Source organism: Capsulimonas corticalis (assembly GCF_003574315.2).
Classification (GTDB): Bacteria; Armatimonadota; Armatimonadia; order Armatimonadales; family Capsulimonadaceae; genus Capsulimonas; species Capsulimonas corticalis.
Genome location: NZ_AP025739.1, coordinates 7,387,182 through 7,411,341, shown reverse-complemented (window position 1 = coordinate 7,411,341; position 24,160 = coordinate 7,387,182). Strand labels below are relative to the sequence as shown.

The following is a 24,160-nucleotide window of genomic DNA, read 5'->3' as shown; positions in this document are numbered from 1 at the left end:
CTTCTTGATGGCATTGCGTTTGCAGACGGACCCGGCTCCGGAGAGTCCGGACGAGAAACGGGCGGAACTGACCGAGCATCTGGCCGAGCTGCGGACGCGATTGATCCGGGCGTGTCTTTACTGCGCGGTGGGGATGGTGGTGATGTATGTCTTCTCCAACCCCATCTATAAAATCTTGGCCGCTCCGATCCTCAGCGCCTTAAAGCATGCTTCCCTGAAGAACGGCTTTCCCGCGGGCGGTTTTATCGTCACTTCCTTCACGGACGCCTTTTTCCTCAAGCTTCAAATCAGCATGGTGGGCGGATTGGTGATCGCCGCTCCCTTTATCCTCTTCGAGCTCTGGGGCTTTATCGCCCCGGCCCTCACTCCCTCGGAAAAGCGCGCCGTTACGCTGGTCGCGCCGATGTCCATCGTGCTGTTCATGGCCGGCGTCGGCTGCGCGTACTTAATCCTGCCGATGGCGGTCGGCTGGTTCCTCAGTTACCTCGCCGATATTCCCGGCGCCATGCTCTTCCAGAATCCGCTGACATACGTCGTGTTCGTGATCAAGCTGATGCTGGTCTTCGGCGTGCTGTTCCAGCTGCCCGTGCTGCTGACATTTCTCGGCAAGATCGGTCTGATCACTTCCGCCATGATGATCAAGTACTGGCGGCACATCGCCGTCGGGCTCTTCACCACAGCCATGGTCGTCGCGCCCTCCAACGATCCCGGCACCATGCTTGCGCTCGCCGTCCCGCTGACGCTGCTTTTCTTTGTCAGCATCCTCCTCGTGAAGTGGGTAGAGCCGAAGACGACCGGCTCTTAACGCCCTCGTTTCGGCTCGCGAACTCCCGCACATTATCCGTAAATATACCAGCTTTACATAATCTTGCGAAAACCCGGTATTTCTACCGGGGAATTACGCTTGTCTGCATGCGCGCATTTTGGTATGATTAGCTATCGCACGAAGGAGACTTCAAACCGAATGGCCCTCTTCAAATCACTGTTCGCCTGGGACAGCCTCGCAATTTTTATCCTCTGCACCGCCGATATGCTGTCCACGCTTTACTGGGTGAACGCCCATGTCGCGACCGAAGCAAATCCCTACATGAACTTTTGGCTGCAAAAGAGCGACGCCGCATTTTGCATCGCGAAGATGATGAGCTATGTCCCTCTGCTGCTGGTGGCCGCTTATTATCGGCCCCAACGTCCGCGTTTTATCCGCGTTTCGCTACGCGGTGCGCTGGCGCTTTACATCGCGCTGTACGTTTTCGGCATCGCCGCACAGACGTTTCTGACGGTCTAGCAAAAATATTTTTTGCAATTGACGCGCGATGACCGCAATAATACGGAACTTGGCCTGAATTATGCACGAAGGAATGTTAAGAATCGCCGCAGGAAAGGACAGCTTCATGCCGGTTGCACGACGATTATTTGCCTGGGAGAATGTTGCGCTGACAATCATTTGTCTCGCCGATATGTTCTCGACGCTTTACTGGATCCACACCGGCGTCGCGCAGGAGGACAATCCGATCTTCGCCGCCTGGCTGCCTCATGGCGATTTCGCATTCTGCATGATGAAGCTGCTCAGCTTCCTGCCCCTGATCTTGATCGCGACGTATTACCGCCCGCGCCGGCCTCGGCTGATCAAGGTCGCGATGCGAATGACGCTGTTCCTTTACATCACGATGTACACCGGCCGCTTCGCCGCGCAGGCGCTGCTCGGCGTCTGACGATCCAAACAAGAGATAACCCCCAGCACAAAAGCCCTCCCGGAGCCGGGAGGGCTTTTGTGTTTTTGACGCTGAGACCGAATTACAGCAGGTTCTTCTGCACGATGGTTCCGCCCGGCGAGTCCATCACCGTGTACCCCAACGCTTCGATCTGCGCGCGCAGCGTGTCCGAGGCCGCATAGTTTCTGGCGCTGCGCGCGGCGTCCCGCTCGGACATCAGCGCCGCGACTTCTTCCGGAAGGTCCACGGCTCCCGGCTTGGGCTCCGCTTCCCGAGAACGCTTTTCGATATCGAGACCGAGCACAGAATCAAACTCCAGCCAGAGGCGATAGGATTTCGCGCCCTGGAGCGCGGCGACGGCGCGCGGCAAGTTCAGATCGTCGTTCAGCGCGGCGATCACCAGCGCGCGCGCCTCGGCGTATTCGGCGTCGGACAGCCCGTCGTTCTTGCCGCCGTCCTGCCGGGCCTTCAGCTCCCAAACTTTACTCAAAGCCGTGGTCGCCGCGCCGAGTGATTCCGGAGAGTAAGTGAGCTCGGAGCGGTAGTGGGCCATCAAGCAGAGATAGCGATAGGCGAGGGGGTCGAAACCATCGTCGATCAACTTCTGAACCGTCAGAAAGTTATTCCCGCTCTTCGACATTTTGCCAATATCGTCCTTCGCCATTTTATCGGCGGTGCGGCCGGTAACGGCGCCGCCGCCAACCGTTAGGAACGCGCCGTGGACCCAGTAGCGCGCGAAGACATGGTCCGTGGCGCACTCGCTCTGTGCGATCTCATTCGTATTATGCACGGGGATATGGTCGATGCCGCCGCAGTGGATGTCGAGCGTCTCGCCCAGATACTCCATGCTCATCGCCGAGCACTCGATGTGCCAGCCCGGGTATCCCGTGCCCCAGGGCGAGTCCCACTTCATAATATGGGTCGGTTTATTGGTGAACCAGAGAATAAAGTCGGCGGGGTGGCGCTTGTTGGTGTCCACATTGACATCCTCGCGCGCTCCTTCCCGCTGACCCGCCAGATTCAATCCCGCAAGCTTGCCGTAGTCTTCGTCCTTGGCGGTGTCGAAGTAAATGCCTTCCGGAGTTTCGTAGGTGTAACCCTTCTCCTCCAGCTGCTGGATCAGTGTGATCATCTGCGCGACATGCTCGGTCGCGCGCGGCGCGACATCGGGCCGAATAATATTGAGCCGCGCGCAGTCATGGAAGAAGGCGTCTTCGTAGAAGCGCGCCAGCTCCCACGGTGATTTCTGCTCCCGCTCCGCCGCCTTCGCCATCTTATCTTCGCCGGCGTCGCCATCCGATGTCATATGGCCGACATCGGTAATGTTCATGACATGCTTGACGTTGTAACCGTTGAGCAGCAGAATACGATGCAGCAAGTCTTCAAAGATATAGGTGCGCAGATTCCCGATGTGCGCGTAATTGTACACCGTCGGGCCGCAGCAGTACATCCGGACCAGCGCTGGATCGGACGGAACGAACTCCTCTTTGCTGCGTGACAGCGTGTTGAACAAAACCAAAGGTGACATGGCGTTATTATAGCATATTGCGAACGGGCGGAGGTCCGCCGCCGCCATTTTGCCCGTATTTCGAGGCTGCGTCTTAAACGACTCGCTTTAAAACACCACCGACAAAGGAATTCGGAGCTGTGTGTCATACTAATGTTTGCTGTGCTTCGAAAAGTCTCTCCTCTTGACGTAAGGATTTCGCTTTCAATGTTTAGACTTCAAAGTCCGACTGCCATCTCTTCTAGAGCCATGAGAGCGTTAGTCTCTCGTGGAACTATTAGCCTTGTTACGTTGCTCGCGGTTTCTCCCCTTTTTGCTCACTCTTTTGTTATTGAAGATCTGCGGATCACAACTGGCGCGAACTTTGTCAATCCCGAAGCGATCAATAATGCGGGCGACATCATTGGTTTTTTTAGCATCAACAGCTACGATGGTAAGGCAATCTTCCATAATGGATCGATTTCTCCGCTGACAGCTTTGCCGCCTGGTCCGCTCCAGTACGGCAATCTCTCAGAATTGAATATTAACGATCAAGCTGTCGATGCAAGCACCACTCAGACTGACCCGTTCACCATGTCCAGCCTGTTGGTTGACACCAAAACAGGCGCCAATACTGATATTGGGAAACTCAATGGCTTTCCTGTAATGTGGGGACTGGCAATAAATGACGCCGGTACGATTGTCGGCTATGGATACGAGCAAAGCAGCTCAACATATCACAATGTCGCATTTATCTGGAAAAATGGCCTCTTAACCCAGTTGCCTAACTTTCCAGGTGTGGTAGATACGATGCCGCCCTCCTATGACGATGTATCTGCTGCTTATGACATTAATTCTCACGGTGATATTGTCGGCTATGCGCTTGGAGCGAACGGGCGCTTGCCTGTTCTTTGGCGAAATGGGCTCCCTACGATGTTGCCGGATTTCCAAGGACTGCGGTATATTCCGTCAAAAATTAATGACAATAGTCAAATTTTGCTGGAAGTGTTCCCGCCTGGGAAGAAGGATCTCTACTTGCTTCAGAATAGTGATTTTGTCGCAATTGGGAATCTTGCAGGGCAAACGACTATCTCCGAGACTTGTTTGAACAATATAGGCTGGGTTATCGGTCGAACTTACTCATCGGATTCTCCGGCGGTTGAAAAACCGTTCCTTTGGAAAAATGGAAAAATTAATGATCTTAATGATCTGATTCCAGCTGGAAGCGGATGGGTTTTGCAGGATGCTCTGGCGCTCAACGACAGTGGAGTCATATTGGGAAGCGGATTCCTCAATGGGCAATATCGAACATATTTGATGAAACCCATCGCCGCGCCGGCGCCGCAGGCCGCCGGCCTGACGCCGGACCGGGCGGCGCCGGGGAGCTCGGATGTCACTCTGACGATCACGGGGACAAATTTTGATAACGACAGCTTCGTTTCGCTGAACGGCGTTGCGCAGCCGTCGTCGCAGTATGTTTCGGCGACGCAGATGACGGTGACTGTTCCTGCGGCGTTGATGGCGCATGTGGGGATCGTGGCGGTTAAGGTTGTTACGCCCGCTCCCGGCGGTGGCTCCTCCGGCGCGCTGTATTTCAATGTTGCGGCGCCGCGTGCGGCGATCACCTCCGTCACGCCCGATCGGGTCGATCCTGGGGCGGCAAACGTCAAACTGACATTTACGGGAACAAATTTTGACCCCGGCGCCGTGGTGACCATCAATGACTCCTACACCGTCACCCCGACTGTCCTATCTTCCAGCAAGCTGACGGTGGCTCTGCCGCAGAATATCGCCAATACATCAGGTTCCTATTTTGCGCGCGTCGTCAATCCTGGCTGGAACAACGCGTCCGCGCCGGTTCGGTTCCTCGTCGCGAAGGCGCCGCCGGTGATTGCCAGCCTGAACCCGAATCGGATTCCCGCCGGATTAGCAAGCTTCTCGCTCTATGTTTATGGAGCAGGCTTTACCGGCGCATCCCAGGTCTCGTTCAACGGGGGCGCCCCCGTGACGCCGACATCGATCTTGCCTGGCCGAATCGTGGTTCCTGTTCCCAGCGCTTTGCTGGCAGCGTCTGGAAATATTCCGGTGCGCGTTGTCAACTCGTTCGCGGATGGCGGGACGTCCGCGCCGTCGGTGCTCTCGATCGCGGCCCGGCCCATTCTCACGAGCATCACTCCCAATAAGGTCCCAGCGAGCGGGGCAGGGGAGGTGACCATCACGTTCACCGGCGCTCACTTCGAGCCTGGCTCAGTCGTCACCATCAACGACAATATCACAGTGACGCCCACCGTGCTTTCGGCGACCAAGCTGACCGCCGTGCTGCCGACCGGGGTTGCATCCGTGGCGGGGGCGTACTTTGTGCGCGTGGTCAACCCAGGATACGCGAACTTCTCGAATCCGCAGCGCCTGACAGTGTCCGCGGCTCCATAAGAGACAAACATGTCTGATTGAGTTCTGATATGTCATTCTTGCAAGGCGTCATTTTCTCACTCTGAGAAAATGACGCTTTTCTTCGTCAAGTTGTTGACTGGTAAATGTCGTCGCTGCAAAAACCTGTGTAATAATTAATGAGCACAATATAATGATTCCAAAATTTGCATATGATAATTTCAGGATCCTTTGATTGATATTTGATGCAACTCGACTATGGTAGATGGGCCAATGTTAAATTTTTGGAAGGACACGCGATGATACGGAACAAACGCAATTTTTCACTGGCGGCCCGCGCGCTATGCGCCATCGGCGTCACATGCCTCGCCGGAGTGGCGGTGTCGCCTCAAGCCCATGCCATCGGGACCTGGCAGTCCTGTCCGGCGCATCAAGGTGAGGACCTTTCGGGCATTTTTTTGCTAACCGACGGAACAGTTCTCGCCAGCGGTTATGGCTCTGGTGTCGGCGGACTACATTGGTACAAATACACTCCCGACGCCAAAGGCGACTACACCAAGGGGACATGGTCGAATCTCGCCGACAGCCCTTGGGGAGCGCTTTATTTTGTGTCTTTCACGCTGAACGACGGCCGTTTCTGGATGGCGGGCGGCGAGTATGTTACTTTTCCTGACGGTCAGGCAGAGAGAAATAACCACGTTCAGATCTTCGATCCGATTGCAAATACGTGGACACAAGAGCCCAATGGCCTTTTCGGCGATATCGGCGACACTGCGGCTGTTCTGCTGAACGACGGCCGTCCAATGGTCAGCTATCGCTTCGATGTGCTCAACCAAATTTATAATCTGGACACCAATACTTGGACGCAGACGGGCAACAGTCTTCGCGGCAACGGCGACGAGTCGACCTGGCAGACGCTGGCCGACGGCACTGTCTTCGACTGCCGCTCGAATCCGGCCGAGCGTTATAACCCCGCAACCGGGCAATGGATCCCTTCCGCGGATTGCCCGATCGCCATTTCCACGAATGCCTTCGGCGCCGAACAGGGGCCGATCACGTATCTGCAGAATGGGCAGCTCTGGTGCGCCAGCGACAACGGTCCCACCGCTCTTTTCAATCCGCCCTCGACCATGAATGGCCTCGGCTCCTGGAGCCAGGCGGCGACATACCCGGCGGGAGATACCGCCGGTGATACTCCCGCCGCGATTGAAACCAATGGCAAGGTGCTGCTGGTCGGTTCCGACGTTCAGGGCACGGACATATTCGGACCAGGGAATTATTACGAATACGACCCTGCGACGAATGCCTATACGATTATTCCCAATCCGCCGGCTGGCCGAGCCGGACAGGCGTTTACGACGCGCCTGCTGGAACTGCCGACCGGACAGATTTTGTACACCTCCGGCGGCGACCTTGCTGTGTATACTCCGGAAGCCGGAACAGGCCCGGACGACTCCTGGCGCCCCACCGTTAGCTCGGTAACCCGCAACAACGACGGCTCCTACACGTTGACCGGTACTCAGATCACCGGACGGTCATTTGGGGCCAATTACGGAGACGACTTCTTTAACTCGACGAACTTCCCGATCGTCTACCTCAAGGATGCATCGAACAACGTCTACTTCTGCCGCACCAGCGATTTCAGCACACGCGCCATCTGGACAGGAAGCACCCCGGAAACCTGTAAATTCCAGGTTCCTAATGGATTGCCGGCCGGAAAATACGATCTGTATTTGAGCGTCAACGGCGTTTCGACCAAGAAGGCTTATCCCTTCCCGCCCGCGCCGCTGCTCACGACTGTCTCGCCGTCCACGGTGGCGATTGGAACTCCCAGCGCCGTATTGACGCTCACCGGTGATTTCTTCCTGCCCACGGCCACAGTCACGTTTAATGGCGGAGCGCCGGTCACGCCGATTTCCGTCACTACAACGCAGATCACGGTCGCCGTTCCTTCCTCGGTTATCAACACCACCGGGATTTACGCCGTTCGGGTGCACGACACTAACCAGGCTTCCGACAGCAGCCCCAGCTCCTTTATCGTCGCAACGCCCTCAATTACCGGCATTGTCCCGAATGTGGTTGCGCCCGGCACCACGGGATTGTCGATCACGATTGCTGGAACCAGCTTCGAAAGCAATTCCAAGGTGGCCTTCAACGGCGGAACCCCTGTGACTCCGACCTCTGTCACGCCCACCACGATCAGCGTCTCCGTGCCTGACGCGCTCCTGACGCAGGCTGCAACCGTTGCGGTCACCGTCGTCAATACCGCCACGCCAGGCGGAACATCGCCTCCTGGAATGCTCTATGTCGCCGGCGTCCCCACGCTCACGTCGATTACACCGAGCTCGACAGGAGTTGGAGCCTCCAGTGTCACACTTACTCTGAAGGGATCCGGCTTCAGCCCGTCCGCATTAGTATCCTTCAATGACGCCAACTATTTTCCCACGTCGGCAACGACCACGCAGATGACGGTGGCCGTTCCCGCAAATGTACTTTCCACACTGGGAACCTACAGCGTCAAAGTTGTGAACCCCGGAGCCGGTGACGTGTCGAGCGCGCTGAACTTCCAGGTTCTCTCCCCGACCATCGCCAGCCTGAGCCCCGCGATCGCCAATGTCTCCGCATCCGGGTTCTCGATCACCATCAACGGCCACAACTTCGTGGACAACTCCAAGGTCACCTTCAGCAGCGGCGATCCGGTCTCTCCCACTTCCGTCACGCCCACGCAGATCGTCGTACCCGTTCCTCTGCCCATCGCCCAGGCTCCCGGAACCGCCCAGGTCGTCGTGGTCAACGCGCCGGGAGCGGGCGGATCGACTTCGGCGCTGACGCTGACCGTGGTCGGCCATCCCACCCTGACCCTGCTCTCGCCCTCGGTGCTCAAGAAGGACTCGTCCAACACCCTGATCACGCTCACGGGAACCAACTTCTACCCCGGAGCGAGCGTCACCTTCAACGACACCGCCTCCGTGCCCGCCAACGTGATCTCCGCAACCCAGGCGACGGCGCTGGTTCCCTCCTCTTTGACCGGGACCGTGGGCGCGTACTTCCTGCGCCTGGTCAATGTCGGGACGAACAACTACTCGAACCCCGCGCGCTACACGGTGGTCACCCCGGTTCCCGCCATCACGAGCCTCTCGCCCAGCCGCATCCCGGCGGGCCTTGCCAGCCAGACGCTCTACGTGTACGGCTCGAACTTCACGAGCAGTTCGCAGGTGACGTTCAACGGCGGCGCTCCGGTAACGCCGAGCTCGATGCTGTCCAATCGGATCATCGTCTCGGTTCCCGCCTCGGTCCTGGCTAATGTCGGGGATGTGGCGGTGCGGGTGGTCAACTCCGTAGCGGATGGGGGCTCCTCGGCCCCGTCGACACTCTCGATCGCGGCCCGTCCGGTGCTCACCAGCATCGCGCCGACCGCCGTTCCCGCCGCGGCGACGGTGACGCTGACCTTGACGGGCGCCAACTTCGAGCCAAGCTCGGTGGTGACGGTCAATGATACGTACACGGTGACGCCGACGGTGGTCTCCTCGACGAAGCTGACGTTGGTTCTTCCCAGCGCGGTTTCTTCGACGGTGGGTTCGTACTTTGCGCGTGTGGTCAACACGGGCTACGCCAACACATCGGGAACGATGCGCTTCAGCGTGGTTTCGGCGACGGTTCCGGCTCCGACGATCACGAGCCTGAACCCGACACGCGTTCCTGCGGGTCTTTCGAGCCTCTCGCTGTACGTTTACGGGACGGGCTTCACGAACAATTCGGCGGTCTCATTCAACGGGGGGGCGAATGTGGCTCCCTCGTCGGTGACGTCGACTCGGATCGTGGTTCCCGTTCCTCCGTCGGCGCTTGCTTCTGCGGGCGACGTTTCGGTGCGTGTGGTGAACATCACCTCGGAAGGCGGTCCTTCCGGCGCCTCCGTTCTGTCGGTGGCGTCTCGCCCGGTGCTGACGAGCGTTTCTCCCAGCTCGATCGTGTCTGGCTCGACGGTGACGCTGACTTACACGGGCTCGAACTTCGAGGCGAGCTCGGTGGTGACGGTGAACGATACGTACACGGTGACGCCGACGATCATCTCTTCGACGCAGCTGACGGTGGTTCTTCCCAGCGCGGTCTCGTCGGCGGCGGGTTCGTACTTTACTCGTGTGGTCAACACAGGGTACTCGAACTACTCCGGCGCGGTGCGTATCACGGTGACGCCTGCTCCGTAAGGTCCTGTCACATCTTCAGCCACTTGCGGATTGGCGGCGTCCATGCTTCACAAAGAAGCATGGACGCCGCTTTTTTACGTTAACAAAAAGACCAAAATCACTGACAATAAATACCAAAACGAATCTGTAAATAAATGATTTTCATATTGATATAAATTTGCGAGTTCTTGTTTATGATGGAGCATTCAAATTTGCGCCATCGGAAGGACTCGCGATGAAAAGAACGAAGCACTCTCTTTCTCTGCTGACTCGCGCGCTATGCGCCATCGGCGTCACATGCCTTGCCGGCTTGGCGAGCGCGCCGTCCGCCCATGCGATCGGAACCTGGGCGGCTTGTCCGCCGCTTCCGAACGAAGGCATCACCGGTTTTTATCTGCTGACGGACGGCAGCGTCCTTGTCGATGGCTCTCCCGGCTCGGACTGGTTTCGATATACGCCCGACGCCAAAGGCGACTACACCAAGGGAACGTGGACGGCTCTCGCCCACAGCCCCTGGAGCGCGCTCTACTACCCCGCGTTTATTTTGAGCGACGGCCGCTTCTGGATGGCGGGCGGTGAATACGTCTCGTTCCCGGATGGTCAGGCCGAGAGAAATAATCACGTTCAGATCTACGATCCGATCGCGAATACATGGACACAGGAGCCCAATGGCCTTTTCGGCGATATTGGCGACACCGGCGCAGCACTGCTCAACGATGGGCGACCGCTCGTCAGCACTCGCGCGAACGGCAATACACAGATTTACGATGTCGCGACCAATACCTGGAGCCAGACCGGCACGTTGAACGCGGGCTCAGGAGACGAGGAAACCTGGCAGACACTGGCGGACGGCACCGTCTTCGATTGTCTTCACAATCCCGGCGAGCGCTATATCCCTTCAACAGGACAGTGGATCGATACTGCCGTCTGCCCCATCACGATGTCTACGCCCCAGTTTGGCGGAGAAGAGGGGCCTTTCATCTATTTGCAGAATGGTCAGGTCTGGTGCACCAGCGACAACGGTCCCACCGCTTTGTTCAATCCGCCCACCACATTGAACGGCATCGGATCGTGGAGCCCATCGGCGCCATATCCGGCTGGCTATACCGCCGGCGATACTCCCGCCGCGATTGAAACCAATGGCAAGGTGCTGCTGGTCGCTTCAAAGACACCCAGTAACGACATCTTCGGCCCCGGGACATGCTTCGAATACGATGCGACGGCGAATACCTTCACCCTTCTTCCCGATCCTCCGGCAGGAAAATCGGGGGTGGCGTTCGGAACACGTTTGCTGGAGCTTCCGACGGGGCAGATTTTGTACACGTCCGGCGGCGACCTCGCCGTGTATACGCCGCAGGCAGGAACGGGGCCGGATGACTCCTGGCGCCCCACCGTTAGCTCGGTAACCCGCAACAACGACGGCTCCTACACGCTGACCGGTACGCAGATCACTGGCCGTTCGTTTGGGTCGAGTTACGGCGACGACTTTATGAACTCGACGAACTATCCGATCGTTTATCTGAAGGATGCGTCGAACAACATCTATTTCTGCCGCAGCTACGATTTCAGTACGCGAGCGATTTGGACGGGAAGCGCGCCGGAAACCTGCAAGTTCCAAGCGCCGTCGAGTTTACCCGCCGGAAAGTACAGTCTTTATGTGAGCGCGAACGGCGTTTCCAATAAGAAGGCTTATCCCTTCCCGCCGTACCCACTGCTCACGACTGTCTCGCCGTCCACGGTAGCGATTGGCACTCCCAGCGCCGTATTGACGCTCACCGGTGATTACTTCCTGCCTACAGCGACCGTTGCCTTTAACGGAGGAGCGCCCGTCACGCCGATTTCCGTCACCACAACACAGATCACGGTCGCCGTTCCAGCTTCCGTGGTCAGCGCGACTGGGATCTACGCTGTTCGGGTGCATGATACTAACCAGGCTTCCGACAGCAGCCCCAGCTCCTTTATCGTTGCGACGCCCTCGATCATCACGCTCAGTCCTAACTCGGTCGCGCCGGGGACAACCGGTCTGACGCTCTCGATCACCGGAACCAGCTTCGAAAGCAACTCCAAGGTCGCTTTCAACGGCGGAACCCCCGTGACTCCGACCTCCGTCACGCCCACCACGATCAGTGTGCCCGTGCCTGATGCGCTCCTGGCCCAGGCGGGATCTGTCGCGGTCACCGTCGTCAATACCGCCACACCGGGTGGAACCTCGCCTGCCTCCACGCTCGATGTCGCCGGCGTTCCCACGCTCACATCGCTCACGCCAAACTCGACGGGTGTCGGAGCCTCCACGCTCGCACTGACGCTCAAAGGAACCGGCTTCAATCCAGACGCGACCGTCACCTTCAACGGAGCCAGCGCCGCCGTTCCTACCTCCGTCACGCCCACGCAGATGACGGTGGCCGTTCCCGCAAATGTACTTTCCACACTGGGAACCTACAGCGTCAAAGTTGTGAACCCCGGAGCTGGTGACGTGTCGAGCGCGCTGAACTTCCAGGTTCTCTCCCCGACCATCGCCAGCCTGAGCCCCGCGATCGCCAACGTCTCCGCATCCGGGTTCTCGATCACCATCAACGGCCACAACTTCGTGGACAACTCCAAGGTCACCTTCAGCAGCGGCGATCCGGTCTCTCCCACTTCCGTCACGCCCACGCAGATCGTCGTACCCGTTCCTCTGCCCATCGCCCAGGCTCCCGGAACCGCCCAGGTCGTCGTGGTCAACGCGCCGGGAGCGGGCGGATCGACTTCGGCGCTGACGCTGACCGTGGTCGGCCATCCCACCCTGACCCTGCTCTCGCCCTCGGTGCTCAAGAAGGACTCGTCCAACACCCTGATCACGCTCACGGGAACCAACTTCTACCCCGGAGCGAGCGTCACCTTCAACGACACCGCCTCCGTGCCCGCCAACGTGATCTCCGCAACCCAGGCGACGGCGCTGGTTCCCTCCTCTTTGACCGGGACCGTGGGCGCGTACTTCCTGCGCCTGGTCAATGTCGGGACGAACAACTACTCGAACCCCGCGCGCTACACGGTGGTCACCCCGGTTCCCGCCATCACGAGCCTCTCGCCCAGCCGCATCCCGGCGGGCCTTGCCAGCCAGACGCTCTACGTGTACGGCTCGAACTTCACGAGCAGTTCGCAGGTGACGTTCAACGGCGGCGCTCCGGTAACGCCGAGCTCGATGCTGTCCAATCGGATCATCGTCTCGGTTCCCGCCTCGGTCCTGGCTAATGTCGGGGATGTGGCGGTGCGGGTGGTCAACTCCGTAGCGGATGGGGGCTCCTCGGCCCCGTCGACACTCTCGATCGCGGCCCGTCCGGTGCTCACCAGCATCGCGCCGACCGCCGTTCCCGCCGCGGCGACGGTGACGCTGACCTTGACGGGCGCCAACTTCGAGCCAAGCTCGGTGGTGACGGTCAATGATACGTACACGGTGACGCCGACGGTGGTCTCCTCGACGAAGCTGACGTTGGTTCTTCCCAGCGCGGTTTCTTCGACGGTGGGTTCGTACTTTGCGCGTGTGGTCAACACGGGCTACGCCAACACATCGGGAACGATGCGCTTCAGCGTGGTTTCGGCGACGGTTCCGGCTCCGACGATCACGAGCCTGAACCCGACACGCGTTCCTGCGGGTCTTTCGAGCCTCTCGCTGTACGTTTACGGGACGGGCTTCACGAACAATTCGGCGGTCTCTTTCAACGGGGGGGCGAATGTGGCTCCCTCGTCGGTGACGTCGACTCGGATCGTGGTTCCCGTTCCTCCGTCGGCGCTTGCTTCTCCGGGCGATGTTTCGGTGCGTGTGGTGAACATCACCTCGGAAGGCGGTCCTTCCGGCGCCTCCGTTCTGTCGGTGGCGTCTCGCCCGGTGCTGACGAGCGTTTCTCCCAGCTCGATCGTGTCTGGCTCGACGGTGACGCTGACTTACACGGGCTCGAACTTCGAGGCGAGCTCGGTGGTGACGGTCAATGACACGTACACGGTGACGCCGACGATCGTCTCTTCGACGCAGCTGACGGTGGTTCTTCCCAGCGCGGTCTCGTCGGCGGCAGGTTCGTACTTCACTCGTGTGGTCAACACGGGATATTCGAACTACTCGGGCGCGGTGCGTATCACGGTGACGCCCGCTCCATAGATCGTCCATCAACACGACAAAAACGGGCGGCGTTGGTCTTTGAATGAAGACCAACGCCGCCCGTTTTATTGCGTTTCTCCTGGGAATCCGCAGCCGCAGTTTCGCTCCTCCTGAGGAGAACGATTCGGTTAGAGGCGTCGCTTGAAACGAGCGCGCCCCGTCATGGCGCCCAGTAATAAGAAGCTTGCGGCGATTGCGGCGAGCCCTGACGGTTCCGGCACGGCGGGCGCGTTGAAATGCGCCAGAAAAGCTGGAGTGCTTGGGAGTTGCTGCCACGCGTTGTTATCGACAATGCCGGCGATTGTGTTTCCGGGGTTATATAAGGCGTAAACTCCGTAATTATTCGGAGAGTAGGGCGTCGTCGAGCTCACCCCAAAGCCACCATAGACATCCGGAGAAAGATCGGGTCCGGTGCTCGCCAACGCAATATATTGCTGCCCCGCAACCAGAGTCAGGCCCCCCGTATTCGCTTTCAAGTCGATGTAATTTTGGGGAAACTCCAGCGAAAATGAAGGCGGTACGGTGAAAACGCCGCTCTGAAACAGAAGCGGCCCGGTGGCCGAGGTCCCGCTCCATGCGAAGATGTCGGTGCGGACTTGATATCCCGCTTGAAACGGAATCGTGTTGGCGTAAACGGTATAGTCGGATAAAACCGTATCGTGGGTCGGGGTGGTGAAGACCGTCCCAAACACGGTTGGCCCTAATCGATTCCAGAACCCAGTGGGGGCGCCGTCGTTGATAGTGGTGGAGGCAATCGCCGGCGATCCGAGGATTAGACCGAACGATGTCGTCAGTGCGGCGAACAGAGAGTAGCGGCGATGCATGGGCGTACGTATCTCCCCAGGGTTACAATTTGCTGGCGCACATATTGTACCGTCTGTTGCGCTCGATGCGTTCGCAAGCTACAAATTAAGAACTTCTGTCGCTCTGTACTGAGCTTCATACGCTCCCCACGCTTTTTTCTCAAATGTGTCCGCGTAGAAGAGATATTGCTGCGCCCAGCCGGCCATCGGGCCAAACCGATTTCGCAAGGTGTCGCCTATCAGTGCGTAGCCGTTTTTTGTCAGTGAGCGCGGCATGCGGCCGATCAGGTAGTGGCGCTCGACGATCTGCCGAATGTGAGTGTCGACAGGGATCGCGTTGTCTTTGTCCATACAGAACAGGACGATGCAATCGGCGACCTTTTCGCCGATGCCGGTCAGGGGAAGCAGGGCGGCTTTGGCGTCTTCATATGAGGCGTCGCGTAGGGACAGCAGCCAGGGCGCGCCGCCGTTCGCCAGAATCTGACGCGCGGAGGTTTGGAGATAACGAGCGCGGTATCCCACGCCGAGAGACTGCAAGTCGGCGAGGTCGGTTTCGGCGATTTGCTCCACGGATGGGAAGGCGAAGCGCGGTTCACTCAAGGGATCGTCATAGCGTTCACCGAGCATGCGGCATAGGCCGTCGATGCCCTTGCGGATCCGGTGCAGCGGCGCCGCGGAGGCGCAAAGGAAGGAAAAGAGACATTCGACGGGGTCCTGACGCAGCACGCGCAGGCCAGGAAAGGCGGCGACGGCGGGCGCGATATTTGGGTCGGCGGCGAGAAACTCTTGGGACAATGCAACAAGATCGACCTCAAGGCGCAAATAGCTGCGGACGAAGGGAAGATTTTCTGGATCGGTCTGACAGAGCACTCGGCCGTTTTCCGAGTGCAGGCGAACGAGAAACGGACGCCGGGTGACGCTTTCGGTGAGGAGGCAGGACCACCATCGGTCGGCGTCCTGACGCCACCGGAACGTCTGGCCGCAGATCACGGTGTGTTCGACGTCAAGATCGTCCGTGGAACAAAGATCGGTAACTTGCATGGCGGGATTTTTGCAGATCGCACGGGTGTTTGTCAAATCGGGAAAAGAAGCGGGCCGTCTGGAAACCAATTGCGCGTGTGGTTCGCTTGTATCATTAACCGTCACGCAGTGTTGCGGTAATTTTGATTCCGAGGGCAAACGATCCATGATTTCTCAAACGCACGGTAAGGGCCTCAAGGCCGCCGCTTCCTTCATGATATTTTCCATCGGCTTGACAATGGCTTCGGTGGTTCCGAGCCTCGCGGACGCCGCGCATCCGAACATCGTTCAGCGCCATCCCACGGCCACGGGATTTGTCGCGGGCGTCGGCGTGCATCACGCGCTCAAGGTTTCGGCGGCGAACAAGAAGCGCCGCCACCAGAAGCTGAGCTTCGCCGAGAAGCACCCCACGATGACGGGCCTCGCCGCCGGTCTCGCCACGCGCGCCGCGATCAAGCACACCACCCACTAAACCCGTACCCCGTTGTCAGGCAATGGGGGCGACAATCCCGGTCCGCAGGCAGCCGCCTGCGGGCCATTTGTCTGAGTGTTATGGTATAATTTGGCATCATCTGTTCCCCAAACCAGGAGACACGCCTTTGATTTCGCGTCCTCGCCTCGCCGCTCTCGCGCTGCTTCCCAGTCTCGCTGTCTTTGCCGGCTGCGGCCATAAAGACGGCGCCGAAAAAGCTCCCTCCGACAACATCTTTCACATTGCGATGACCGCAAGCCCGACAACGTTTGACCCGATCATGGTGGAGGACGGCACCACGATCGATATGCTCCAGCAGGTCTCCGAGGGCTTGGTGCAATGGACTCCCGAGAACAAGGTCACGGGGGCGCTCGCGAAGAGCTGGGATGTCAGCAAGGACGGACGGACCTACACCTTCCATCTGCGGGACGGCGTCAAGTTTCAGGACGGCAACCCGATGACCGCGCAGGACGTATACTACTCCTTCAAGCGCGCCTTCAGCCATAAGCTCGATTCCCCCGTCTCCCTCACGTACCTCGGCGATATTGTCGGCTCGGATGAGCTGTTCGCCGGCAAAGCGACGGAGCTGACGGGCGTCAAAGTCATCGATCCGCTGACGGTCGCGATCACGATCAAAAAGCCGAAGACGTACTGGATCTATACCCTGACCTATCCGACCGGTTATATCCTCTCCAAAGCCGAAGCAAAAGAGGACGCCGGGCTGACGGACGCGGGACTTGCGGCGGGCGCTGGCACCGGGCCGTTTCGTTTGACGAGCTACGCGCCGGATTCCAAGGTGACGCTTACCGCGAATCCGGGATATTGGGGCGGCGCGCCGAAGATCGCCGGTCAGGAGCGCCTGATCGTGATCGACGCCGCGACTCGCCACTCGCTGTATCTGAGCGGCAAGATCGACATCGTGGACGAGCAGAAGGGCGACCTCGATTCCGACTCCTCCAACGCCGCCATCAAGGATCAGGTCAAGTTCTGGCCGCGCGCGGCGACATACTATATCGGTCTCAATCAGGGAACGTTTGCGCCGTTCAAAGATGTCCGGGTGCGGCAGGCGCTGGCGTACGCCACGGACAAGCAGAAGATCCGGCACGTCGTCCTGCGCGACAATCTGGATGTGGCCGAGGATATTTTGGCCGCCGGCATTCCCGGCGCCGATCCGTCGTTCAAGGGCATTCCGTACGATCCCGCCAAGGCGCGCGAGCTGCTGGCGGCGGCGGGCTATCCCGGCGGCAAAGGCTTTCCGGCGATCACCATCGCCTACCGCGAATCTTATCCCGATCTGGACAAGACTGTGGATCTGCTGCGGGGCATGTGGAAGGATAACCTGGGCATTGATGTCCAGGGCAAGCGCACGCAGTGGACGGTGCTGCTGGACCTGGAGCATAAGAACCAGCTCGACAGCTACCACATTCGCTGGGCGGCTGACTATCTGGATCCGCAGGATTACTATACAGTGCTGCTGACGACCCACGGCTCCGAAAACCATACCGGATATTCGAACCCGACCTACGACGCGCTGTGCGATAAAGCCGACTCGATGCCCGACGGTCCGGAGCGCAACGCGCTTTACCGCCAGGCGGCGCGGATCGTTGCGGACGATGTGCCGATGATCCCGCTTTACTATCAAAAGGATATCGAGCTGGTGAAGCCGTACGTGAAAAATATCGACGACGGACTGATGGGGCACCTGCCGTATAAAAATTTGACGCTCGCAAAGTAAAATTCCCCATGGCTCGATTTTTACTTCAGCGTCTCATCCTCGCGGTGGTGTCGGTATGGGCGATCTGCACCATCACCTTCTTCATCGCCGCGCTCTCTCCCGGCGACCCGGCGGCGCTGGCCGCCGGGCAGCACGCCGATCCGGCGACGCTCGCGCGCATCCGGCATCAGTTTGGCCTGGATGTCCCGATCCCCGTGCGTTACGAGCGCTATCTCTGGAGCGCTCTGCACGGCGACCTCGGCCGCTCCTACTTTACCGGCGAACGGATCACCGATTTTCTGAAGCGCGGCCTGCCGCCGACGGCCCTGCTTGCGGTCACCGCGCTGCTGCTCGCGCTGATCGCCGGCGTGCCGTCGGGCGTGGCCGCCGCGCTCAAACCCAACAAACTCCTGGACCGCGTGCTGATGAGCTCGGTGCTGATCGGCGTCTCACTGCCGAATTTCGTGCTGGCCCCGGTCCTGATTCTGATCTTCGCCCTTCGTCTCGGCTGGCTGCCGGTGGCGGGGTGGGGCGACCCGGAAAACCTCGTGCTGCCGGCGCTGGTGCTCGCCGCGCGTCCCGCCGCTTTGATCGCGCGCATGACGCGCTCGTCGATGCTGGAAACGCTCCAGCAGGACTACATCCGCACCGCCCGCGCCTCCGGCATTCCGCCTTTTAAAATCCTCACGCGCTATGCGCTCAAGAATGCATTTCTGCCGGTGCTGACGGCGGCGGGGACCTCCTTCGGATATTTGCTCTCCGGATCGTTCGTGGTCGAAACGACATTCACCGTTCCGGGCGTCGGCGGCGCGTCGATCATCTCGCTGACGACGCGTGACTATACGCTGATTCAGGGCACGATCCTGCTGCTCGCCGTGGTCTTCGTCACGGTCAACCTCGTCGTCGACGTTCTTTATGCGCTGCTCGATCCGCGCGTGAAAGTGACGGGGTAACCCCAATGACTACCCCCGCCATCGCCAACGCGCAGGAACTCCCGCGTCCCGGCGCGCCCGTCATTCACCCCGCGCAGGCCGCATGGCGTTCGATCCGCCGCCACCCGCTCGCCCTCGCCGGCGTGGTCTGGCTCACGTTTCTCGCGCTGATGGCGCTGTTCTATCCCCTGGTCTCGCACTACACCTACTATCGCCCGACGGAAGATTACAGCGCCGGCTCGTCCGCCCAGCACTGGCTGGGCACTGACGACAGCGGTTACGACACGCTGACGCGATTGTGCGTCGGCGCGCGCATCTCGTTGTATGTGGGAATTGGCGTGGAAGTGATCGTTGTCTTCGTAGGAGGATTGGTCGGCCTGATCGCCGGATATTATGGCCGCTGGACGGACACGTGGTTGATGCGCTTCACGGACATCATGTTCGCCTTCCCGGATATTCTTCTGGCGATGCTAATCATGGCCGTGAGCGGTCCGAGCCTCGGCAACATCTTCCTAGCCCTCGGCGTCACCGGCTGGCCGGGCCTCGCGCGCCTCGTCCGCGCCCAGGCGATCTCCCTGCGCGGACGCGAATTCATCGAAGCGTCCCGCGCCATCGGCCTCACCGATCGCCAGATCATCCTGCGCCATATCCTGCCGAACCTACTCTCCGCCGTCGTGGTGGCGAGCGCCATCGACATCGCTGGCGTCATCATCGCCGAATCGACGCTTTCGTTCCTGGGCATCGGCGTCCAATCGCCAATGCCGAGCTGGGGATCGATGATCAGCGGCGCCTGGTCGTCGGGCTACGGACGCTCCCATCCGGCGCTGATCATCTACCCCGCGCTATGCTTGTCGCTGACGGTATTGAGTTTGAACTTTATTGGAGATGCGCTGAGGGACGCGCTGGACCCGCGAAGTAAGGGATGATCGCCCGGCGCCATCCTACTCCGACGCTTCGCGCCACCCGCGGCAAATCGCCCGTGGCAAACCCACCCCGGCGCTTCGCACGCTCCAAGTCCTACCTACCCCCGGCCTTCGCGCCACCCCTCCCTGGCAAACCCACCCCCGGCCTTCGGCCGACCCCTCCCGCCGACGGGAAGGGTTATTTCAGAGCGTGTTAACGCAAACACTTTTCGTAAGAGGCCATCTTACAAACCCTTCCCGTCGGCGGGAGGGGTCGGCCGAAGGCCGGGGGTGGGTTTGCCAAGGAGGCGCCGCGAAGCGCCGGGGGGGCCATGGGCGATTTGCCACGGGCGATTTGCCCTGTCGGAGGGTTACTCCTACCCGCCGCCCGCCACGTACGCCGGGTATCCCATTTTCTGTAAATCCAGCGCCGATTGCTTCGCCGTCGCTTTGTTGCGATAGGCGCCGGTCTGCACGTGGTAGACCGTCTTATCACTGCGCTTTTCCGCGACGGTGCTGGTGGTGTAGCCTCGGTCGCGGAGGACGTCGGCGAGCATGTGGGCGTTGCGGGCCTGGTCGAAGGTGCCGGCCTGGACACGGTAGATTGGGCCGCGTGGGGTGACGTCGGCTTGCTGGGACGCTTCGCTGTCGCCGCCGGCGGCGGGAGTGGGCGTCTTTTCATAATCCGCATCGCCGGGACCGGGGGCGGCCGGCGTCGCGGGGGGATCCGTGGAGGGCGTCGGCGCCGTTAAGTTCGGGGAAGCGTTCGGGTCGGGGCTCGTGGCCGCCGCCGGGTCCGGCGCTGGTTTCGGGGCGTCTTCTTGTGACGCTTCCGGGTCGGGCTTCGGCGTGTCGGTTGGCTTCGGGCGCTTGAGAGTGGGCGTCGGTTCTTCGTGGATGCGAATCGTCGGCGCGCCGGGAGCGGTATAATCGTCGCTGCGATCGCGCGGCGCAGCCGGGCGGGCCGTGGCGTCGCTGTCCGACGCGGCTGGCGGCGGCGCTCCGCCGGAGGTGTCGGTGGTGGTGACCTGGGTCGCGGGAGCGGATGCGGGCGAGTGGGCGCCGCCAGCGAGGAAATACCCCGCGAGGGCGCTGCCCGCGATGACCACGACGGCGATCCCGGTAAATTTTAGTGCGCTATTAGATCCCGAATTGGCCAAGGAATGCGTACCTCCGCAATATCTTACGCCGCGCTCGTCGGGTTTGTCAAGTTCGTCCAGTATCGATCGACATGGAAAATGTTTGCGTTTGACAGAGTGCGCGGCCTATGATATAATACCCCGTGTCCGAGGCTGGGGCAGCGTGGCCCTTACCTGGTCGACTTGTCTTTTTCGAAAGAAGGACCAGACCATGTCTGATTTACGCTTGCGTACGCTTCACACCTGTGAAAGCACGATCATTACAACCCGCGGAGATATCGATATCGCCACCGCGCCGGTGCTCGAAAAGCACCTGAGCGCATTGGCGTCGCAGGGCCGGCGCCATTTGGTGCTGAACCTCTCGCATACCGCCTATATGGACAGCAGCGGCCTCGCCGCCGTGATGCGCACTCACAAAACGCTCCAGCACATCGGTGGTGAGATTGCGATCATTGGTTGTCAGCCGTCGGTTGGCCGCATTTTGAACCTGGTGGGCTTCCACCATCTCTTCACGGTTCGCGACCGATCGCAGCGACGCCCGCGGGGCGCCGCGGAAGCCGCGCCGGTCGTTGCGCCCGCGCACTGAATATTTCCGAAGCGATTTCAGAAACAGCCCTCGCCTTTGCGGCGAGGGCTGTTTTGTCGTTTGGGTCAATAGCGCAGATACGCCTCCGAGATGGCGATGCCGATCTCGTTGCAGCGGCTTTGGACTTCCTCCAGGAAGTCATGCAGTCCCACGTCCAGAATCTCCTCCGTCGTCAGGAAGGCGAGGTCGGAGTGCAGCCGGCCGATCAGGCGCTCGGCGCGGTTGGTCGGGATTCGGCCTTTCGACCCGCTGATGCTGCGCAGCGCGCGCTCGGCGCGGTCGATCGCGTAGCACATGGACGATGGGAAGTTGGGGTTCAGCACCAGGAACGAGACGACCTGCGCCGGTGAGATCCCCAGGCGGTGCGCCTTGCGGAATGCTTCGAAGGCGCCGACGCTCTTGAGCACGGCCGTCCACTGATGCTGATCCAGGGGGCTGTTCAGCTCCGCCTGGCCGCGCTGCAGCAGATGGTATTTGACATCGAGGATCCGGGCAGTCTTTTCCGCGCGCTCCAGATAGAGCCCGCACTCCAGAAAGGCGCGGGGTTCGTCGTTGGGCATCGTGCGGTCGGTGATGCCTTGAAAGAGATGCGAGGAGTTCTTGACCTGACTGAAGAAGCCGTGCGGCGACGCGTCGAGGATCTTGTCCACATTCCAGCGCGTTACTTCGAGATAGAAGATATTGAGCGCTTCGTACATCTCCGAAGAGATCATCTCACGGACTCGGCGCGCGTTTTCGCGCGCGCGGCTGACGCATGAGGTGATCGAGTTGGGGTTGGTCAGGCGAAATGCAAAGTAATCCAGAACATTGCGCTCGATGTGGTTGTCTTCGTACTGGGCGGCGAACTTCTCGTCATCACCGGTGATGGCGAGAATGGAGCTCCAGAGGGCGCGCTGCGGGTCGTCGCCCTCCTGGGCGTAGGGAAAGGCGCCTTCCAGCTCCGAGTGGTATTGGACATCGACGATACGAGCGGTGGCGTCGGCGCGCTCCACATAGCGCCCGATCCAGAACATCGAGTCGGCTTCACGAGATAGCATACGGCTCCTATTCCTGCGCGGTCTGCGTCTGCGTCATGACATTGGCGCCGTTCTGTGGCTGGCGCATCGAGGGCTGGGAGCGGGTCATTCCGCCGAGAGTCTGCGACTGCGACATGTTCCCCATCGACTGGGACTGCGCGATCGGCTTGGCCAGCACCCAGGTGTCTTTCGAGCCGCCGCCCTGGGACGAGTTGACGACATATGAGCCGCGCGTCAGCGCCACCCGGGTCAGGCCGCCGGGGATGATCGAAATCGACTCGCCGACCAGGATATAGGGGCGTAGGTCGATATGGCGTCCCTCAAACTTATCGGTGTCGCCGACAAACGACGGCGCGCGGGAGATCTCCACCAGCGGCTGCGCGATGAAGTTGCGCGGATCGCTTTTGATCTTCTCCGCGAATTCGTTCTGTTCTTCCTTGGTGGACTGCGGCCCCATCAGCATGCCGTAACCGCCGGCCTCGTTCGCGCTCTTGACGACCAGCTTGTCCAGGTTCTGCAAGATATGATCGCGCTGAGCGTCCTCGCATGACAGATACGTCGGGACATTGGGCAGCAGGGCGTCCTGATCGAGATAGTACTTGATCATCGCCGGCACATACGCATAGATGACCTTATCGTCCGCGATCCCGGTGCCGACGGCGTTCGCCAGCGCGACATTGCCCGCGCGGTAAGCGTTGACCAGGCCCGGCACGCCGAGCGAAGAATCCTTGCGGAAGGTGAGGGGATCCAGGAAGTCGTCGTCAATGCGCCGGTAAACAACATCCACGCGCTGCGGTCCGCGCGTCGTCCGCATCCAAACGATGTTCTGCTCGACATAGAGGTCGGAGCCCTGGACAAGATCGATGCCCATCTGCTGCGCCAGAAATGCGTGTTCGAAATAGGCTGAGTTAAACTCGCCGGGCGTCAGCAGCACCACGACGGGATCGTCGATTTGGCGTGGGGAGATGTAGCGAAGATTGGTCAGGAGCTGAGAGCAGTAGTGGTCCACCGCCATCACGCGGTTTTCACGGAACAGCTGCGGGAACGTGCGCGCCATCAGCATCCGGTTTTGAAGAACGTAGGACACGCCGGAGGGCGAGCGCAGATTGTCCTCAAGCACGTAGTAATCGCCGCTGTCGTTACGCACCAGATCCGTTCCGCAGATCTGGACATAGATGTCGCGCGGCACCTTCGCGCCGAGGAACTCACGCCGGAAGTGCTTGGCGTTGACGATCAGATCGCGCGGCACCACGCCGTCGTTCAGGATATTTTGGTCGTGATAGATGTCGTGCAGGAAGAGGTTCAGCGCCTGGATGCGCTGGATCAACCCGCGCTCGATCCGCTCCCATTCGTCATGCGTCATGATCCGCGGCACAAGATCAACCGGCATGGTCTTTTCCAGACCCAGGTCGTCTCCATACACCGTGAACGTGATGCCCTGATTGACCATGGACGCTTCCGCCATCAACGCGCGCTTCTTGAACTCTTGCGGGCTCAGATGAGAAAGCGCGGCGTGCAGACTGCGGTAATGCGGCCTGGGTTCGCCGGGAGAAGAGAACATCTCGTCGTAAAATTTATCGAGGGCGTAGTTGTCGAATAGTGACATGAGGTTCGGCGTGCTCCTTAACAGGACCCCAACCATCAGGGCCTGAACTGGCCGCGCGCCGTTGCGGG

General features: G+C 59.9%; 17 protein-coding genes. 11 read left to right on the top strand and 6 right to left on the bottom strand.

The window, feature by feature from the left end:
- The first annotated feature begins 7 nt into the window (after nucleotides 1-7).
- From tatC to D5261_RS32270, 3 genes are all read left to right on the top strand, one after another.
- Complete coding sequence (tatC, locus tag D5261_RS32280; protein WP_119319727.1) at nucleotides 8-805, top strand: twin-arginine translocase subunit TatC; 798 nt, start codon at nucleotides 8-10, stop codon at nucleotides 803-805.
- A 159-nt stretch (nucleotides 806-964) separates the two neighbouring features.
- Nucleotides 965-1,285, top strand: coding sequence for a DUF5658 family protein (locus D5261_RS32275; RefSeq protein WP_119319726.1), 321 nt, complete (start codon nucleotides 965-967; stop codon nucleotides 1,283-1,285).
- A gap of 106 nt (nucleotides 1,286-1,391) precedes the next feature.
- Entirely contained in the window at nucleotides 1,392-1,712 is a 321-nt protein-coding gene (locus D5261_RS32270) for a DUF5658 family protein (protein WP_125205801.1), read from the top strand.
- 82 nt (nucleotides 1,713-1,794) lie between these two features.
- Here D5261_RS32270 and cysS read toward each other — a convergent pair whose 3' ends face one another.
- Complete coding sequence (cysS, locus tag D5261_RS32265) at nucleotides 1,795-3,240, bottom strand: cysteine--tRNA ligase (protein WP_119320269.1); 1,446 nt, start codon at nucleotides 3,238-3,240, stop codon at nucleotides 1,795-1,797.
- A 132-nt stretch (nucleotides 3,241-3,372) separates the two neighbouring features.
- Between cysS and D5261_RS32260 the strand changes: the two genes are divergently transcribed.
- The 3 genes from D5261_RS32260 to D5261_RS32250 all read left to right on the top strand — a co-directional run bounded on the left by D5261_RS32260 (nucleotide 3,373) and on the right by D5261_RS32250 (nucleotide 13,902).
- Entirely contained in the window at nucleotides 3,373-5,628 is a 2,256-nt protein-coding gene (locus D5261_RS32260; RefSeq protein ID WP_119319724.1) for a choice-of-anchor Z repeating domain-containing protein, read from the top strand.
- 257 nt (nucleotides 5,629-5,885) lie between these two features.
- Complete coding sequence (locus D5261_RS32255; RefSeq protein ID WP_301002372.1) at nucleotides 5,886-9,791, top strand: IPT/TIG domain-containing protein; 3,906 nt, start codon at nucleotides 5,886-5,888, stop codon at nucleotides 9,789-9,791.
- A gap of 214 nt (nucleotides 9,792-10,005) precedes the next feature.
- A complete protein-coding gene (locus tag D5261_RS32250; RefSeq protein WP_301002371.1) occupies nucleotides 10,006-13,902 on the top strand; it encodes an IPT/TIG domain-containing protein in 3,897 nt (1,298 codons plus the stop codon).
- 128 nt (nucleotides 13,903-14,030) lie between these two features.
- Here D5261_RS32250 and D5261_RS32245 read toward each other — a convergent pair whose 3' ends face one another.
- Together D5261_RS32245 and D5261_RS32240 are read right to left on the bottom strand one after the other, a co-directional pair.
- Nucleotides 14,031-14,726 (bottom strand): hypothetical protein, encoded by a 696-nt coding sequence (locus D5261_RS32245; protein WP_119321875.1) that lies wholly within the window; start codon nucleotides 14,724-14,726, stop codon nucleotides 14,031-14,033.
- Between the two features lie 78 nt (nucleotides 14,727-14,804).
- Nucleotides 14,805-15,746, bottom strand: a complete 942-nt coding sequence (locus tag D5261_RS32240) for a DNA glycosylase (protein ID WP_165864257.1) — start codon at nucleotides 15,744-15,746, stop codon at nucleotides 14,805-14,807.
- A 145-nt stretch (nucleotides 15,747-15,891) separates the two neighbouring features.
- Between D5261_RS32240 and D5261_RS32235 the strand changes: the two genes are divergently transcribed.
- The 4 genes from D5261_RS32235 (at nucleotide 15,892) to D5261_RS32220 (ending at nucleotide 19,769) form a co-directional block, all read left to right on the top strand.
- The gene (locus tag D5261_RS32235; protein WP_119321873.1) at nucleotides 15,892-16,197 is read left to right on the top strand and encodes a hypothetical protein; all 306 of its coding nucleotides are present in this window, start codon (nucleotides 15,892-15,894) and stop codon (nucleotides 16,195-16,197) included.
- A 127-nt stretch (nucleotides 16,198-16,324) separates the two neighbouring features.
- Entirely contained in the window at nucleotides 16,325-17,932 is a 1,608-nt protein-coding gene (locus D5261_RS32230) for a peptide ABC transporter substrate-binding protein (protein WP_165864256.1), read from the top strand.
- A gap of 8 nt (nucleotides 17,933-17,940) precedes the next feature.
- The gene (locus D5261_RS32225) at nucleotides 17,941-18,864 is read left to right on the top strand and encodes an ABC transporter permease (RefSeq protein ID WP_119321871.1); all 924 of its coding nucleotides are present in this window, start codon (nucleotides 17,941-17,943) and stop codon (nucleotides 18,862-18,864) included.
- A gap of 5 nt (nucleotides 18,865-18,869) precedes the next feature.
- The gene (locus D5261_RS32220; RefSeq protein ID WP_119321870.1) at nucleotides 18,870-19,769 is read left to right on the top strand and encodes an ABC transporter permease; all 900 of its coding nucleotides are present in this window, start codon (nucleotides 18,870-18,872) and stop codon (nucleotides 19,767-19,769) included.
- Between the two features lie 353 nt (nucleotides 19,770-20,122).
- On the opposite strand, the gene D5261_RS32215 is transcribed toward D5261_RS32220, so the two are convergent.
- Nucleotides 20,123-20,905 (bottom strand): SPOR domain-containing protein, encoded by a 783-nt coding sequence (locus D5261_RS32215; protein ID WP_165864255.1) that lies wholly within the window; start codon nucleotides 20,903-20,905, stop codon nucleotides 20,123-20,125.
- 190 nt (nucleotides 20,906-21,095) lie between these two features.
- Here D5261_RS32215 and D5261_RS32210 point away from each other — a divergent pair, with 190 nt between their 5' ends.
- Complete coding sequence (locus tag D5261_RS32210) at nucleotides 21,096-21,470, top strand: STAS domain-containing protein (protein ID WP_165864254.1); 375 nt, start codon at nucleotides 21,096-21,098, stop codon at nucleotides 21,468-21,470.
- A 65-nt stretch (nucleotides 21,471-21,535) separates the two neighbouring features.
- On the opposite strand, the gene D5261_RS32205 is transcribed toward D5261_RS32210, so the two are convergent.
- Both D5261_RS32205 and D5261_RS32200 read right to left on the bottom strand, forming a co-directional pair.
- Nucleotides 21,536-22,507 (bottom strand): alpha-E domain-containing protein, encoded by a 972-nt coding sequence (locus D5261_RS32205; RefSeq protein WP_119321867.1) that lies wholly within the window; start codon nucleotides 22,505-22,507, stop codon nucleotides 21,536-21,538.
- A 7-nt stretch (nucleotides 22,508-22,514) separates the two neighbouring features.
- Entirely contained in the window at nucleotides 22,515-24,092 is a 1,578-nt protein-coding gene (locus tag D5261_RS32200; RefSeq protein ID WP_119321866.1) for a circularly permuted type 2 ATP-grasp protein, read from the bottom strand.
- Nucleotides 24,093-24,160 lie beyond the last annotated feature (68 nt).

Bases quoted from the DNA above. Each gene is read 5' to 3' on its own strand.
- tatC (WP_119319727.1), top strand. From the start codon at position 8: ATGGCATTGCGTTTGCAGACGGACCCGGCTCCGGAGAGTCCGGACGAG.
- D5261_RS32275 (WP_119319726.1), top strand. From the start codon at position 965: ATGGCCCTCTTCAAATCACTGTTCGCCTGGGACAGCCTCGCAATTTTT.
- D5261_RS32270 (WP_125205801.1), top strand. From the start codon at position 1,392: ATGCCGGTTGCACGACGATTATTTGCCTGGGAGAATGTTGCGCTGACA.
- cysS (WP_119320269.1), bottom strand. From the start codon at position 3,240: ATGTCACCTTTGGTTTTGTTCAACACGCTGTCACGCAGCAAAGAGGAG.
- D5261_RS32260 (WP_119319724.1), top strand. From the start codon at position 3,373: ATGTTTGCTGTGCTTCGAAAAGTCTCTCCTCTTGACGTAAGGATTTCG.
- D5261_RS32255 (WP_301002372.1), top strand. From the start codon at position 5,886: ATGATACGGAACAAACGCAATTTTTCACTGGCGGCCCGCGCGCTATGC.
- D5261_RS32250 (WP_301002371.1), top strand. From the start codon at position 10,006: ATGAAAAGAACGAAGCACTCTCTTTCTCTGCTGACTCGCGCGCTATGC.
- D5261_RS32245 (WP_119321875.1), bottom strand. From the start codon at position 14,726: ATGCATCGCCGCTACTCTCTGTTCGCCGCACTGACGACATCGTTCGGT.
- D5261_RS32240 (WP_165864257.1), bottom strand. From the start codon at position 15,746: ATGCAAGTTACCGATCTTTGTTCCACGGACGATCTTGACGTCGAACAC.
- D5261_RS32235 (WP_119321873.1), top strand. From the start codon at position 15,892: ATGATTTCTCAAACGCACGGTAAGGGCCTCAAGGCCGCCGCTTCCTTC.
- D5261_RS32225 (WP_119321871.1), top strand. From the start codon at position 17,941: ATGGCTCGATTTTTACTTCAGCGTCTCATCCTCGCGGTGGTGTCGGTA.
- D5261_RS32220 (WP_119321870.1), top strand. From the start codon at position 18,870: ATGACTACCCCCGCCATCGCCAACGCGCAGGAACTCCCGCGTCCCGGC.
- D5261_RS32210 (WP_165864254.1), top strand. From the start codon at position 21,096: ATGTCTGATTTACGCTTGCGTACGCTTCACACCTGTGAAAGCACGATC.
- D5261_RS32205 (WP_119321867.1), bottom strand. From the start codon at position 22,507: ATGCTATCTCGTGAAGCCGACTCGATGTTCTGGATCGGGCGCTATGTG.
- D5261_RS32200 (WP_119321866.1), bottom strand. From the start codon at position 24,092: ATGTCACTATTCGACAACTACGCCCTCGATAAATTTTACGACGAGATG.